The 14622-nt window shown below is 40.4% G+C and carries 14 protein-coding genes; 8 read left to right on the top strand and 6 right to left on the bottom strand.

What is annotated here, in order from left to right; all coding sequences use genetic code 11:
* Window positions 1–137 precede the first annotated feature (137 nt).
* The 5 genes from ACOI22_RS09115 to ACOI22_RS09095 all read left to right on the top strand — a co-directional run bounded on the left by ACOI22_RS09115 (window position 138) and on the right by ACOI22_RS09095 (window position 5203).
* The gene (locus tag ACOI22_RS09115; protein WP_420671711.1) at window positions 138–752 is read left to right on the top strand and encodes a hypothetical protein; all 615 of its coding nucleotides are present in this window, start codon (window positions 138–140) and stop codon (window positions 750–752) included.
* A 45-nt stretch (window positions 753–797) separates the two neighbouring features.
* Complete coding sequence (locus ACOI22_RS09110; protein ID WP_420671710.1) at window positions 798–1421, top strand: MotA/TolQ/ExbB proton channel family protein; 624 nt, start codon at window positions 798–800, stop codon at window positions 1419–1421.
* Between the two features lie 27 nt (window positions 1422–1448).
* A complete protein-coding gene (locus ACOI22_RS09105) occupies window positions 1449–2177 on the top strand; it encodes a DUF5320 domain-containing protein (RefSeq protein ID WP_420671709.1) in 729 nt (242 codons plus the stop codon).
* 29 nt (window positions 2178–2206) lie between these two features.
* Window positions 2207–3613, top strand: a complete 1407-nt coding sequence (locus ACOI22_RS09100) for a tetratricopeptide repeat protein (RefSeq protein ID WP_420671708.1) — start codon at window positions 2207–2209, stop codon at window positions 3611–3613.
* Between the two features lie 243 nt (window positions 3614–3856).
* Window positions 3857–5203, top strand: coding sequence for an HD-GYP domain-containing protein (locus tag ACOI22_RS09095; protein WP_420671707.1), 1347 nt, complete (start codon window positions 3857–3859; stop codon window positions 5201–5203).
* Window positions 5204–5261: 58 nt separating this feature from the next.
* Here ACOI22_RS09095 and ACOI22_RS09090 read toward each other — a convergent pair whose 3' ends face one another.
* Window positions 5262–6092 carry a hypothetical protein gene (locus ACOI22_RS09090; RefSeq protein ID WP_420671706.1) on the bottom strand — a complete coding sequence of 277 codons (831 nt, stop codon included), beginning with the start codon at window positions 6090–6092 and terminating at the stop codon, window positions 5262–5264.
* A 406-nt stretch (window positions 6093–6498) separates the two neighbouring features.
* Here ACOI22_RS09090 and ACOI22_RS09085 point away from each other — a divergent pair, with 406 nt between their 5' ends.
* The 3 genes from ACOI22_RS09085 to ACOI22_RS09075 all read left to right on the top strand — a co-directional run bounded on the left by ACOI22_RS09085 (window position 6499) and on the right by ACOI22_RS09075 (window position 10150).
* Window positions 6499–7890 (top strand): hypothetical protein, encoded by a 1392-nt coding sequence (locus tag ACOI22_RS09085; RefSeq protein ID WP_420671705.1) that lies wholly within the window; start codon window positions 6499–6501, stop codon window positions 7888–7890.
* A gap of 73 nt (window positions 7891–7963) precedes the next feature.
* Window positions 7964–9274 carry an ABC transporter substrate-binding protein gene (locus ACOI22_RS09080; RefSeq protein WP_420671704.1) on the top strand — a complete coding sequence of 437 codons (1311 nt, stop codon included), beginning with the start codon at window positions 7964–7966 and terminating at the stop codon, window positions 9272–9274.
* Between the two features lie 219 nt (window positions 9275–9493).
* The gene (locus tag ACOI22_RS09075; RefSeq protein ID WP_420671703.1) at window positions 9494–10150 is read left to right on the top strand and encodes a dUTP diphosphatase; all 657 of its coding nucleotides are present in this window, start codon (window positions 9494–9496) and stop codon (window positions 10148–10150) included.
* Window positions 10151–10162: 12 nt separating this feature from the next.
* Here ACOI22_RS09075 and moaA read toward each other — a convergent pair whose 3' ends face one another.
* The 5 genes from moaA to ACOI22_RS09050 all read right to left on the bottom strand — a co-directional run bounded on the left by moaA (window position 10163) and on the right by ACOI22_RS09050 (window position 14596).
* Complete coding sequence (gene moaA, locus ACOI22_RS09070; RefSeq protein ID WP_420672350.1) at window positions 10163–11134, bottom strand: GTP 3',8-cyclase MoaA; 972 nt, start codon at window positions 11132–11134, stop codon at window positions 10163–10165.
* The gene (locus ACOI22_RS09065) at window positions 11134–11592 is read right to left on the bottom strand and encodes a TerB family tellurite resistance protein (RefSeq protein WP_420671702.1); all 459 of its coding nucleotides are present in this window, start codon (window positions 11590–11592) and stop codon (window positions 11134–11136) included. Before ACOI22_RS09065 ends, moaA begins: the two co-directional genes overlap by 1 nt.
* Before the next feature lie 105 nt (window positions 11593–11697).
* The gene (locus ACOI22_RS09060) at window positions 11698–12087 is read right to left on the bottom strand and encodes a hypothetical protein (RefSeq protein ID WP_420671701.1); all 390 of its coding nucleotides are present in this window, start codon (window positions 12085–12087) and stop codon (window positions 11698–11700) included.
* Between the two features lie 195 nt (window positions 12088–12282).
* Window positions 12283–13782, bottom strand: coding sequence for an SLC5 family protein (locus ACOI22_RS09055; protein WP_420671700.1), 1500 nt, complete (start codon window positions 13780–13782; stop codon window positions 12283–12285).
* 49 nt (window positions 13783–13831) lie between these two features.
* Complete coding sequence (locus ACOI22_RS09050) at window positions 13832–14596, bottom strand: SapC family protein (protein ID WP_420671699.1); 765 nt, start codon at window positions 14594–14596, stop codon at window positions 13832–13834.
* Between the last annotated feature and the right edge of the window lie 26 nt (window positions 14597–14622).

Here is a 14622-nt window from a genome sequence, read left to right as displayed (position 1 = left end):
CCTTTTTCATCAGTTATCCGTCTAACGTAAATGTCTCAACAAAAATTTAAATATATTGGTGTTTTCCATTGTATTTCACACTCGGTTGATTATTATTTGTACTAATTGCAAGGTTAATCGAAAAGGATTGTTCGGCTATGCAGATTCGTTATTACTTCAGTATATTGCTCTTCGGTTTATTAATCGCAGCTCCAAAACTAGGTGCCACGGTAGTTTCTGGGCAAATCACCGGCGGTAACTCCTTAAAAATGGGCGCTAAATTCATTAAGTTACAAGTGCCGTTTAGTCAGTCACGCCCGGCCAATACAGTGGGGCAAGATACATTTACACAAGCTCACTTATATGCCTTTGATGAAGACCAAAATATTACCTTAGCGAAAGAACTAAAAGTAAATATTGCGCCAAATTCTAAGTCACGTACAAAAAATAGAATTGCAGCAGGCACCGTGGTGGCAAGTCATTATGTGTTTTTTGACCCGGCAAAGAGTCTTTCCCAAAAAGCAAAGGTAACATTTGATGCAAAAGTGCTTGGCGTAATGACGCAAATGAAAACCTTGAGAGAAAGTGACATTTTAGCAAACACCAGCGTGAAATATTTAAATCCAGAGGCCAGGGGCTTAGAGGTTACTGATAGAGTCAAAATACTTGACGAGTTCACAGTACAAGTAGATTGGAAAGCTAACAGCCCTGGTGATTTTATTCGCGTAATAACAGAATATTCCCCTGGGGCTACATTTTTAGTGCCTGATTAACAACAAATTTTTAAAATTTAAAACTTATATCGCCTAGGAGGCATCATGAGTGAAAATGAATTCGTTAATACGGTCTACCATTTTATGGACGCCAATATTTACAACATAATGTACGCCTTTGCTCTGGCCGAGTTGTACTTAGTTGGCGCTATTTACATTAAGTTGAAGAACCAAGCCAATAGGTTGTCGGATGCGACCGATAATTTGTTGAAAGGTTTTAATGATAGCCCTGATAAAGACTCAGGTCTGCACCTTCATGAGAAAATTGAGTCTACGCTTCGCTTTATAACTAACAAGATTCAGCATGACGAAAGTGCCAGACTGATTATACGACAAAATGCAGGAAAACTAGCAGAACGCTCTGCCGAAAATCGTTACTTTGGTTTGGAAATGTATGCCAGCGTAATGTCTACCTTAGTGCAGGTGTTTCCACTCTTAGGAATTTTAGGCACAGTTATCGCTATAGCTAAAACCGATATGAAATCAGGCGTAGCGGCTGCCGAACAAATTAGTGAAGCATTTGTAATGGCCATGGAAACCACTATTTTAGGTATAGCCTTGTCGGTGGTATTTATGGTTATAGAAAGCGCTTTACATCCTAAAATTGAACGCTCAATTGGAGATAGCAAAGAATATAAAGATGTTATCAACTCAGTGTATTTGTCGTAAAACACGCCTATAGAATGGACTGATATTATGAGCACAAAAAAACGACCGATAGTTCAATTAACGCCGCTTTTAGATTTGCTATTCATTATGATTTTTGTGTCATTAATGACGCCCGTAAAGCCCGACATGGCAAGCGCTCCAATAAATGATGGGCAAAATGTGGCTGAGCCTCAAGTAGTAGAAAGTATACCAGAAATAGATATGCCTGACCTGCCACCACCGGTACCTAGAGAAAATATAGAAGTGGCAAGTTTACAGCAGCAAGTAGAAGAGCTTGAGGCAGAGCTTGAAGACATGCAGGCTCGGCTGGAAGTGGCGGCAATAGGTGCTGATGAAAGCGAACCAAACTCTGGGGCGTTTAACAATTTGTTTGTTGCCAATGTTTTCTATTTAGATAAGGAGTACACCTATAAAGAAACCAAATTGTTTTTGCTTAACCCTGACACTGGCTTACATTCTATTCGTCTTAATATAACTGGTGCGAGTGTCGTAAATGGTAAACCTGAGCCCATGGATAAAACGCAAATAGAAAACTATAAACGCTGCTCTGATTCAAATATTAGCCGAGAAAGTATTAGCGAAACCTGTGAATATGGTGACAAACGAGTACGAGAAATTGATTGTAAACGCACTAATGACACTCAGTATATGTGTACTCAAATGCAACGCCTTGTTCAGCAAGGCTCAAAGCCTACAGAGTTGAAATGGCAGTATAGACTTGATTTGATAAGCATATACGACCCTAATCTAGAGTAAAACAGATGAATTGTTTGAGGCGCATTTTAATGATTATAAGTTTGTTCCTTGTACACGCTGGTGTGCCAGTGCAAGCGTATGGTCAGTATACTGAAGAAATGGTATTGAGTTTTTCAGTAGACGGCATCACTTTCAAAGAAGATTTTAATTTGCTACACAAAGACTTAGTCAAAGCAGGGTTTGAGGGTGGGCGGCCTTCTAACAAGTTAATGCATAATTACAAACGCAAAACACTAAACACAGCAGGCAAGCAAAGTAATTACTCTGTGGAAGTGGTTTTACATAAAGATGGCACTGTGAAGCGTATAGTTTTCAACATACCTAACAATAACGCGCTCAAAACGAACCTTGAGACGCTTAACATAAATACGCATTTTCAAAATAATGATTTGTGCAAAGAAGGCAGTAACCCACGCGTACTATGTGAATTAGAATTTATAGAAAATGGCCATATACTCAAATTTATTGCTCAACTTTTTGGTAAAAAACGGCGTTATAGATTGGTGAGAGCTGACGAAGCTTTAACCGGAGGCGGAGGTAGCGATCAAGGTCAAACTTCGAATGACGATACGCCTCCTGAAACGCCTCCTCAAGGCACCGGGGCTGTAAGTACGTCGCAATCACAAACGCCTGAGGAAGAAGAACTTTTAGAAACAGAGCCTTCAGGTAATAGTGAGCCTCAAACCGATGAATCGTCATCAAATGAGCCGTCAAGCTCAGCACCTAGCCCAGATCAACTTTCAGATGCTATTGCTGATTTATTTACACAAGCGCAGCTAGAGCAACTTGATGGAAATATGGAAGGTGATGCGCAAGATAGCGTTGAAGGCAGTGGGCAAGAGAATTCTCAAGAGATGCCGAATGAGGGAGAGCAAGGTGAAGGCTCACAGGGTGAATCTTTACTTGAAATGGCACAAAATGGCGATGCTCAGGCGCAATTCGAGTTAGCAATGCAGCATGAATCATTGTCGACGAATTCTGCTAGTCATGCGCAAGCCGCCATGGACTATTATGAAATGGCAGCCGAACAAGGGCATGCAGGAGCGCAATTTCAATTAGCCAATATGTTAGCTGCTAACGAGGGAATGACTGATCAAGTTTTTGACTTACTTGAGGAAGCCGCTGCGAATAATCATGCAGGTGCGGCGTTTATGTTAGGAATGCAACATTTGCTCGGAAATGCGACTGAACAAAATGATGGTGAGGCTTTACAATATTTTCAACAGGCCGCCACGCAAAATTACGTGCCTGCCATGGAAGCTTTAGCCCTTATGTATGAACATGGCCTAGGCGTTGAGCCTAATATACAAATGGCAAACAAGCTTCGCGCTGATGCTGCTAAAATAGAAGCACAAGAGGGAGACCAAGAAGGGATGTACGGGAACAGCAATTTTGATATTGATTTACCCATTACTTCAAACGTGCTGCCATTTTAATGAAGGGTGTTTCATACCCTATACAAACCTAAACGTGTTTTTCATGATCATTTAGCCGGTTATTAAATGAAAAGTATGAAAACATTAGACTTTTGACTAAATTAGTTATCAATAAATAGATACAGGTATAACTGCTCATAACACAATTGGCCGCACTCATATTTAAATATCTTGTATATTGCGATGCTGATTACCTTAATGAATGCCTAGGCTTTGAATCTAGCGCCTAAATGGGAAACACAGTTGAATAATACGCATTACGTCAAACATCTCGCTAAGATTAACGAAACCAATGCGGTATCTGTCTCTGAAAATATCCAAAACAAAAACGGCGCGCTAGTGGCGGCAGCCGGAACTAGGCTGTGCCATGAAACGGCGCGTAAAATTGCAAAGCACAAATTGTTAAAGCCTATTGATGAAAGTCTTGGACTGTCATACTCGCTCACTAAATCCAGCGTATATAAAATGTATGAAGACCGTTTGATAAAAAAAGGGTTGCTTGAAGAGAGTAAAAAAAATGGCTTGTTTCAGTTAGCATCCGAAATAATGTCACAGCTCAGTAAATATAAACTTATACAAGATAAGCTCACCGTGTTTTCATCTATTTACCCTGACCGATTTGAGCGCTTACTTACAACAGGAGTGCTGGCGGCTAACCTTGCGTTAGAACTGGGCTTGACCTTGCAACAAGCCAAAGATGTGTTTTTAGCTAATATGATATCAGATATAGGTTTGCTTCATTTGTCGCCAGATATTGTGAACAACGAAGACAAACTGAGTCATGACGATCTTAAGTTATTTCACGGGCACGTGGTGGTTTCTGCTCATTTTGCCAGCTTAATTCCCGGCTTGCCTACAATCGTAAAGCGCGCCGTCCTTGAGCACCATGAGCGAGCCGATGGATTTGGTTATCCATTTGGAAAGTCATCTGATAAGTTATGCGTAGAAGGGCAGATAATATCGATAGCTGAAAGGCTAACTAAATTTCATACAAAACTTTTAGCCGAACGTAAATTTTCAATACAGATTATTTTTGCCATATTACGCGTGCCCACTAGCGCGCATTTACCTCAGGTGCATAATGCCCTCTTAAGAATTATGAAAAAAGGAGAGCTCCCTTACGAACCTGCTTTTTCGACTAACGAATTAAGAGGCTTGGTGAATAAATGTTGTGAAAAATTAGCGCGCCTTAATTTGTGGTTTGACATGTTCTCTGATATTTACAAGCAACATCACGATAAGCTTACCGACTCAGTTCGCTTTAAGCCGTGGGCTTTGTTGAAACAAGTGAAATATAATATTGATGAAACGGGTGTGCTAAATAGTACGCAAAAAGAGTGGTTGGATAATATTAAAGAGTCTTTGTGCGAAGAGCATTGTGCTGAATTAGAAGAGTTTTATTTATTGCTAGGTGAAGTAGAAGCACAGTGCTTTTTTGTTTTACGAAAGTTGTATGAAGAAAAAGACGAAATTACTAAATTGTTTGATGGCATTGATTTACCTGAAATTTACTATACCGGCCTGCACAGTATATTGTATACACCTCAAAATAAGGATGCGTCTTCACTAGCGGCCCAAAGTTCGTATTAGTAAGTATGTGTTACCTTTATTAGAAAAGGGCACGTTTTAAGTAATACCAGAGCATAACTTACTGCTCTTCTTCAAGGGGAAGGTTGTTTAAGTGCTTGTTAATGTACTCCTGAAAATTATTATTATTTCGACAGTCTACGGTGCCGCCACCTAAATAAGAAAGTATGCTCAGTCCTTTTTTAAGCACGTTCGCACAATCCACTTCAATTTTACGCAAAGCAGCAGAGCGCTCTTCGTAACTAACTGTCGTGGCAGTGTTAATTTCAGGTGAGGTTTTCGCCTTTCGATAAGCTTTAGCTGCTTGCTCTGCCATACTCTGTACTTTTGCCCTGTGTATTTGTTTTTGGTATTTGCCAATTGCTTCGCTTAAATCAATTGGTGTGTTAACCATTGCAGAGTTCGTAGTTTGTGGGCTTTGTGTCTGAGCGCTATGTACTTGTGAACTTTTAGCTGGCGGTTCGCTTTTTTCTCTCTGTGTCATATCTAGCTTCTGCTTTTCTTCTAACGATGCGCTTACTTCAGCATTTTCAATTTGAGGCACTTCTAGCACTTGTTGCTTAAGAACAGGCGCATTTATTTGTGGCTCTATTGTTTGAAGCTGGCTTGTTTCAGAGACTTTTATTTCAGGCTTTGCAATTTCTAATTTAGCTTTCTGAATAGGTAAGGGCTTCATAACTACATAGCTCTTTAAAGAAGTAGACGCATCTTGAATAGGCTCTAGCGCTGTTGGCCCGTAAACGATGAACATCGTAATAACGCTTAAATGTAACACTATTGATAAAGCAACAAATACGACTTTTTTTAATCGCACAGGTTTTCTAGTTTTCCCATTTAAAGAAAACAAATTTTCTTCGCTTGTATCAAACCGGTTTAGATCAATCGTATGCAAATTCGCATCTTACACATTATAAGGGGTTGAAATATTGACCGCTAAAACACGGGTTGGTTTCGTATTTATTCACAAAAACTCTCGTAAACGCTTTTTCAAGCATTGCAAACAGCGCTTTATTGGAAAACGAGTCGTTAACTTTGTTACAAAATGGTGCGCTATCAAACCATTGATTATTATAAATAAAATTATATTTTGCACTTTTATGATAATTAAATGTAAAAAAAATGGTTGACGAAATAACACTATTGAGGGAATATGCTCAGCACCTAAGCAAATGACCAGATGGTGTCAGCGGCTCAGCTCGTGATGTTTGTGCTCCGGCGGTTGGCTAGGAAGCGTTTTAGATATTCATTGGTTTTATCTAAAAACAAAATAGTTTGAAAATAAAATTAGAGAGTTCAATATGTTAAACAACACACAACAAAAACCGCTTTTGTCTTCTATAAAACAGGCAATCAGCAGCTCAAAATCAAATGCTACTATTGGAACCCTTGGCGCCATTGCAACAATCGCGGCAGCTTCGTTCCCATTACACGCCAATGCCAACGAATTTCTTGATGGCCGCGCACAAGTAAACTTCTTAGCACTTCAAAACTATCAAAGTATTCAAGCCAAAGATGGCGCATTTCGTCCTGAAGACGAAGAGCAGTCGTCGGGATTTGGGCGTTTGCGCGTTAACTTACAATTGAAGTTTAAAATCACTGACTATATTACTGCCGATGTTGATATTGCAGAAGAGCCCAATGATTTTGGCAACAATGGCGATCGCGATTTTTCTTTTCACCAAGATTTCGCGGGTATTGAATTTGAATTATTAGGTTTGTCGGGCGCACCTCGTGAAAACGCAGACTTAACCCTACGCTTAGGTAATATTGGCGCATCACCTTTCCAGTTTAAAGGTTTCCAAGACGGCGCAGACAACCAAGCAAATGCACTTATTGGTAATGGTATTACTGATTACGCTACGGCTGAAAACGGTATTCAATTAAGCTATACCGAATCTTTAGACAGCGGAATTCTTAAAAAATATAATGTAGCGGGCCATATGACTACATCAAGTTTTGGCGAAGCCTTTCAAGAAGACCGCGGTTTTAACTTCCGTATTCAAGGTACCTTAGAATTTGAAGGTGGATTTAAAGCCGGTTTAAACTTTTTCCAAGCCAACCAAGGCGATCAACTTATATTTGAAGACGGCGTTGCTAGCTTAGCGGGTTTAACTACTACTAACTATCGCTTTGGTGATGGCGAAAACTATAACTTTTCAGCCTCAGCTTCTAGTGAGCGTGATACCCATGTAGGGGCTCTACCGGGCTTAGATCAATCTATTATTCAACTTAACTTGGCTTATCAACCTTCACCAGAAACCAGCGTAATATTCATGATTGGTGAAACGTCTGATGACTATACCTTCGCTGATGCTGATGGCAATGCCGTTGCTGGTATTACATATTTTGGCACAAACGGAGTGGCAGATGCATCGGGTACTACGTTTGATTCTGTTAGTGTAATTGAAGGTGAGTCTTCGGTTGCCTACTACACATTAGAAGCACAGCAGTACATTATACCTAACAAATTCTTTGTTGCGGCGCGTTATTCGCATGCTGAAAATACATCTGACCTTATAGAACAAACCGATAATGAAGTGGAACGTATACAAGTATCAGCCGGTTACTGGATTAATGAAAAAACCTTATGGAAATTTGAATACGTTGATCAAGATGAAGGCTTAAACTCAGGTGGTCAAATTGGCCGTGGGTTTGATGGATTTACGTCAGAAATATCTGTTAAATTTTAATAGAACAGGCCGGTAAGTGCCGGCCCGTTTTACTTGATTCAATGCTAAATATACATAAAAAGGGGAATACCCGATGTTAAAAAAATTATCTTTACTAGCGTGTGCAGCGTTAACATTTAGTACAGCTTCGTTAGCCGCTGAAACCATCACTATTGCCACCGTAAATAACGGCGATATGATTACCATGAAAGAATTAAGCAGTGATTTTGAAAGCAAAAATCCTGGTATAGAGCTCAAGTGGGTGACGCTTGAAGAAAACATTCTTCGCCAACGTGTGACCACTGATGTAGCTACCAGTGGTGGCCAATACGATGTTATGACCATTGGTACTTATGAAGTGCCAATTTGGGGTAAACAAGGTTGGTTAAAAGAGCTTGATCAATTAGGCGAAAATTATGACGTAGATGATTTATTACCAGCCATTAGAAGTGGATTGTCGGTAGATGACAAACTATTTGCTGCTCCTTTTTATGGCGAAAGCTCAATGGTTATGTACCGTACTGATTTAATGGAAAAAGCGGGCTTAGAAATGCCTAAAGCGCCTACTTGGGACTTTATTCGCAAAGCCGCAAAAGCCATGACTGATCGTGATTCTGGCGTTTATGGTATTTGTTTACGCGGTAAAGCAGGTTGGGGCGAAAACGTCGCTTTAATTACCTCTATGGCTAATTCATTTGGAGCTCGCTGGTTTGATGAAAACTGGAAGCCCCAATTTAATACGCAGCCATGGAAAGACACACTTCAATATTACGTAGATGTAATGGAAGAGTCAGGCCCTCCTGGCGCTTCTGCAAATGGTTTTAACGAAAACCTTGCTTTATTCCAAACGGGTAAGTGCGGAATATGGATAGATGCTACCGTTGCAGGTGCCTTCGTAACAAATGAAAAAGACTCTGAAGTAGCCGATAAAGTAGGCTTTGCTTTAGCGCCTGACGCAGGTTTAGGTAAACGTGGTAACTGGTTATGGGCGTGGACGCTTGCAGTTCCTTCAAGCAGTAAAAAGTCTGATGCGGCGATGAAGTTCATTTCGTGGGCAACGTCTAAAGAATATTCTTCGTTAGTTGCGAGTAAAAAAGGCTGGGCGAAAGTACCACCAGGTACACGTGCATCTTTGTATAACAACTCTGAGTATATGGATGCAGCTCCGTTTGCTCAAATTACACTAGATTCAATTCAAACTGCCGACCCAGTTAATCCTAGTGTACAGCCAGTGCCGTATGTAGGTGTGCAATTTGTTGCTATTCCTGAGTTTCAAGGAATTGGTACAGCGGTAGGCCAGCAGTTCTCTGCAGCCTTAACTGGCCGAATGACGGTAGAACAATCGTTAAGTAGCTCACAGCGTTTAACTGAGCGTGCAATGCGCAAAGCTCGCTACCCTAAATAAGTGTTTCCAACAGCAAGTGAAGGAGCGTGTGTGGCTTCTTTGCTTGCTTCCCCTGTGTATTTATAAACACTTCGCTATTACCTTATTCTTACCAAATTTACACATCGCTTTTATACATTAGGGTGGTGATTCCAAGCGCTTCGTATTACTATATTTGCCAGTAAATTAGCGATAAAAGCTAGTCTTATTTTTTTCATAACACTACTCAAAGGAAGCACCATGCTAAGCAGCACACAACTGGCAATTATGCTCGATCTTCAAGATGCCATGAATAAAAAAGTTAATCCTGATTGGTTAAACGCAGGTTATGGCTACTTACGCGCGGCATTAATTGAGTCGGTTGAAGCTATGGACCATCACGGTTGGAAATGGTGGAAAGCACAAAAGCTTGACCTTCCTCAAGTGCAAATGGAATTAGTGGATATATGGCACTTTGCCTTGTCGCATTTAATTATTACGCACAATGGTGAAATAGCTACCGCGGCAAGTGTGATAGAGCAAGCACTAGAAGCAGGTGGTTCAAGTGTTACTTTTGACGGCACTGACTATAATTTTAACGAACAGGATTTACTGGCTAATTTAGAACTAATGGCGGGTCTGTGCGCAGCAAAGCGCTTTGATGTCCCTTTATTTGTAAAAATTGTAGAGCAGGCACAAATGAGTGCCAATGACTTGTTCGAGCAATATGTGGGTAAGAATATTCTGAATTTCTTCCGTCAAGATCACGGTTATAAGGAAGGAACATACATTAAAATTTGGCAAGGCCGCGAAGATAACGAGCATCTTGTTGAAGCCATGACTGAGTGCGATAGCACCGCTAGCAACTATGCTGACGTATTATATAATAAGCTTTCGAGCCGATATCAGAAAAACTAAGAAGCAGTGAGCTTAGCCACCTAGCATAGCAAAATGCGTGGTGGCACCTGTTTTGCCTTCGTGCAAATAGTGGCTAACGCTTTTTGCGCTCATCATGTTTTGCAGCGCTTCAATGGTGCCATTCACATCACCCTTTTCTAAATAAGGCATTATGTCGTAACCTTGTTCAGCAAATAAGCATAAATGCACTTTGCCTACTGATGATACGCGCAAGCGATTGCAGCTATCACAAAAATCTTTGCTATATGGCATGATCAAGCCAATCTTACCGGCATAATCTGGATGTTTAAATTCTCGTGCTGGGCCCGCATCTACAGGCTTTATAATTTTCTGCCAGCCAGATGCTAACAAGTGAGCTTGAATGTCTTCACCCGCTACGTGGTTAGCGTCAAAGTATTCTTTATTAGTGCCGGTTTGCATGAGTTCTATAAAGCGCCATGTTACTTTACGATGTTTAACAAAATCTAAAAACCGCGGTAGCTCACTTACGTTAAACTTTTTAAGTAACACCGAATTTAGTTTTACCGTAGGAAGGCCTAAATCAAGGGCTTTTTCAACGCCATCTAATATGTCATTTAGCTTATCTTTACCCGTAATAGCGGCAAACATTCTTGGGTCTAGGCTATCAGCACTTACACTTAAGGTATCAAGTCCAGCCTCATAGTATTTTGCAACATCACGCTTTAGCTTGTAGGCGTTGGTAGTTAGCGCAACGTGCTCAATACCCGGGGTTTGTTTGCATAGCGAAATAATATCGACCAAGTCTTTTCGCAAAGCTGGCTCGCCACCAGTAATGCGTATTTTGCGGGTACCTAGTTTAGCGAACGCGCTAATTAAGGTTTCAATTTGTTTAAGGGTTAACTCTGGCTTCGGGCTAAGACAGATGTTTCCATCGGGCAAGCAGTAGTTGCACTTAAAGTTACATATATCGGTTATTGATAAGCGCAAATAAGTAAATTGTCGTCCAAAGGAATCTTGCAAAATCATGATGCATTGCCTGCTTCTGCATGGGCCAACTTAGTTTTAATAAAGTCACTATGGCGAACATATAGCAAGTCAGCTACCTTTCTTATTACGCCATCTTCGTACTTATCTAAATTTCCGTCAGCGTATGCAATTTCCCACATTAGTGAAATTAACTCTACTCGTTCTTCGTACTCGTAATTGTCATTAATAAGAGAAGTAAGAGGATGCAGGGCAATGTTTTCCTTAGCGCTGCTTTTTGAGTCATCAACGAGTTCTTGTAAGTCTTCATTGGCAAGGGAAAACTGCTGATGAAGAATTTCTTTAACTTTGTTAATTTCCTCAGGGCTTTGTTCGAAGTCAGCGCGAATTACTTCAAAAAACAAACCGGCACAGGCTTGCTGTAACTGTTTTTGTTTTTCCTCGGGAGAGGCGGTTTTGGCTTCTGCGCTGAACAAAGCTTTAAGCTTAGCTATCATAATTACCTTTTGTGAATACTTTTCATGTAGTAGTTAAGACGTAAAAGGTAACAAATTAGTTCACTTATGCCTATGTAAAATCGTACTTAGGCTTTAAATTTATGCTTAGTCAGCCACTATTAGTTGTGCATCAAGACTATCGCCGCCTAATGTGTCTTTATATTGAGCCAACTTGGCTAACAATTTTACGCGAGATTCAACTAGCGTATTTTCAATAGCATGGTATTTAACCGTTACTTCAAATATTTCAGCGGTACTCAGCTCACCGTTTTCATATGCTTGTTGAGCTTTCGCTAAAATAACTTTTGCTTGAACTACGTCTTGTTCTAGCTCGGTCACTAAGCTGACTGCTTCAACAAGGCGTGTAGCATCTTTGGGCTGCTCAAAAGTGTTTGCATCAGCGGTTTGTGTTGCTACCACGGCAAAAATTAGTAGCGCGGCTATGCTCGTAAGCAGTATTTCTTTTGCAGCTGAGCTAAAGTTTGAAAGTTGCATGTGTATTTCCTCTTCCTTTATTTCTTAGGGTGAACTATACGGAGGAATAATAAATAATAAAAATTATATAAAAGTATGAATTACATTTTCAAATGTGATGTATTGCGTTTGATTTTATATGAGTTGCTAATTTGGTGATAAAAAAAAGCGCACTACAAAGAGTGCGCTTTTTATACGGTTAAAACTAAAGGATATTTACGCTTCGTTTCCAACCCACGATATTTGCGGGCGTTGTCCATACATTACCCAGTTAAGCAATAAAGCCAGAGTAATACACGACACTAAGGTAATAAACATTAAGTGAATGTAGTGCAGGCCAAAAGGTGCGTAAAAAGGCGTTACATCAAATGATAATAAGAAGTATAGAATTACGCCAAATATAACTGAGAACAAACCTGCGGTTGCATGCACATTTTTAAAGGCAAGCCCTAATATAAATACTGACAATATAGGCATGCTCAATAATCCATAAAGTTGCTGAATTAAGTTAATGATACTTTCTGCTTGTGCGTAAACCACCACCAGTGCCAGCGCTAGAATTGTCATAACCGCCGTTACTAGGCCGCTCAACTTAGGCACATTAGGTGTCTTATTAAAGTAGGCTTGGTGAACATCACACACATACAAAGCGGTGGCTGAGTTTAGGTTACTGTTAAAAGTAGTTAATACAGCGGCTGCCATTGCAGCTGCAAATACGCCGCTCAAATAATGTGGCAGTAAGTCACCCACAATAGTGCCGTAGGTAGCATCACCAATATCGCCATAAAGTTTAAATGCAACAATGCCCGGCACTACTATAATGGCCGGTACAATGGCTAAACGAATACCAGCCGCGGCAAACACACCTTTTTGGGCTTCTTTAATGTTGGGTGCAGCCATGGCGCGCTGAGTAATAACCTGGTTAGTTCCCCAATAAAACATTTGAATAAATATCATGCCGGTTAATAATGTATGCCAAGGAATAGGGGATTCGTCATCACCAATAAGCGTTAAGCGCTCGGCAGGAATACCTTCAAAGCTAAAGTCGATTGCGTTTAAGGCTAAAAACGTGACGACTAAGGCCATAACTAGTAATATAACGCCTGAGTATGTGTCAGATACAGCTACTGCGCGTAAACCTCCAAAAATAGCGTACATTGCGCCAACAACGGCAAATACGGTTGAAATATAAATAATCATTAAATCTACCGCGAATTCACTTGCGCCTACTGTAACGCTTACCATTTGCGAATCAATGTTAAACATTTTCTGCATAAACAAAGAGCCGCTATAAATTACCGCTGGGCAAAAGATTAACGCGCTACCTAAAAAGAACAACATGCTAATAACCGCACGAATATGCTTATTGTTATAGCGTAATTCTAATAATTCTGTGGTGGTAGTACAGTTGAATCTATAATAAATAGGTAAAAATAACTTAGCGAGTAAAACTAAACCTATAACCGCAGATAGCTCCCACAAGGCAAGCAAAGCCATTTGATTACCGTTCATGCCTACGAGCTGGTCAGTACTTAAGTTGGTTAAGGTAATAGAACCCGCCACAAAGTACCAAGCCAAGCCTCCGCCTGCTAAGAAGTACTCTTTGGTTTGATTCGCTTCACTGTGGCCTTTGCCTTTGCAATGAAGGTAGGTTAAAAAGGCAATGAGTACTGTTACGAATAAAAATACGCCAATTTGGATCATGTTGTCTGACATCGTTGTTCTTCTTTTTAGTTAATTAAGCGAGCATGCGCTATTACGTTACTTAAGCGGGAGTAAATTCTTTGCTTACTTCCATTTTCACTGCGCTCACTTGGGCTTTGCCCTCGATAGCGTTATTTTTATTGACCAGCACATTTAAGTTAAATAAAGACATAAGCAAAGCATGTATTGGCATTAAATAGCCGGCTTTGGCTAAAGTGGCTAGCTTTTCAGGACTTAAACTTTGTAGCGCTTCCTCGTTAATTGTCATAAGGCCTTTAATGGTATTGGCCGTGCCAGCTGCATATTGCACCTGAATATCAATTTCTTTTAGTAGGCCAAACTCTTCTAAGGTTTTGGCGAATTCATAAGATTGTCTAATCGCACTTATGTCACTTTCAAGCATACGCGTGACTTCACTTAAATACTGGCTTGCTGTGCCGTCTTGTTCAAATAACACGGTACCTTCGGTTTCAGAAAAGTTGTTACTTTCGGCGTCAAAGCCTACGGTAAAGCCTTTATTTTCGCCTTTGCTTTGCATTAAAAACAAAGGAAAAGTGCGCAAGCTTTTAGGTTGGAATACGCCCTGCCATTTACCCTCTTGAATAAACAAGTTTTGATTAATTTCGAAACTGGTCATGGCCGAGAAGGCATAAGCGCCGGTATTGGCGTTACGAGATATAAACACCGGGCAAGACGTTGCTGCATTAGCAAGCTCTGCGGCTTGTAGATGCATAACGTGTTGCTTTTCAGCGTGTTTAATTTGTACGCCCGGTGCCACTTTTAAAGAGGCGTGGGATTTACTGCTTAATTCGGTAAGTGTTGCCATAATAGTTGTGTGTGTATCCTGTAGTG

The organism is Glaciecola sp. 2405UD65-10, assembly GCF_048820975.1.
GTDB lineage: Bacteria > Pseudomonadota > Gammaproteobacteria > Enterobacterales > Alteromonadaceae > Glaciecola.
This window is presented reverse-complemented; position numbering and strand designations above follow the sequence as displayed.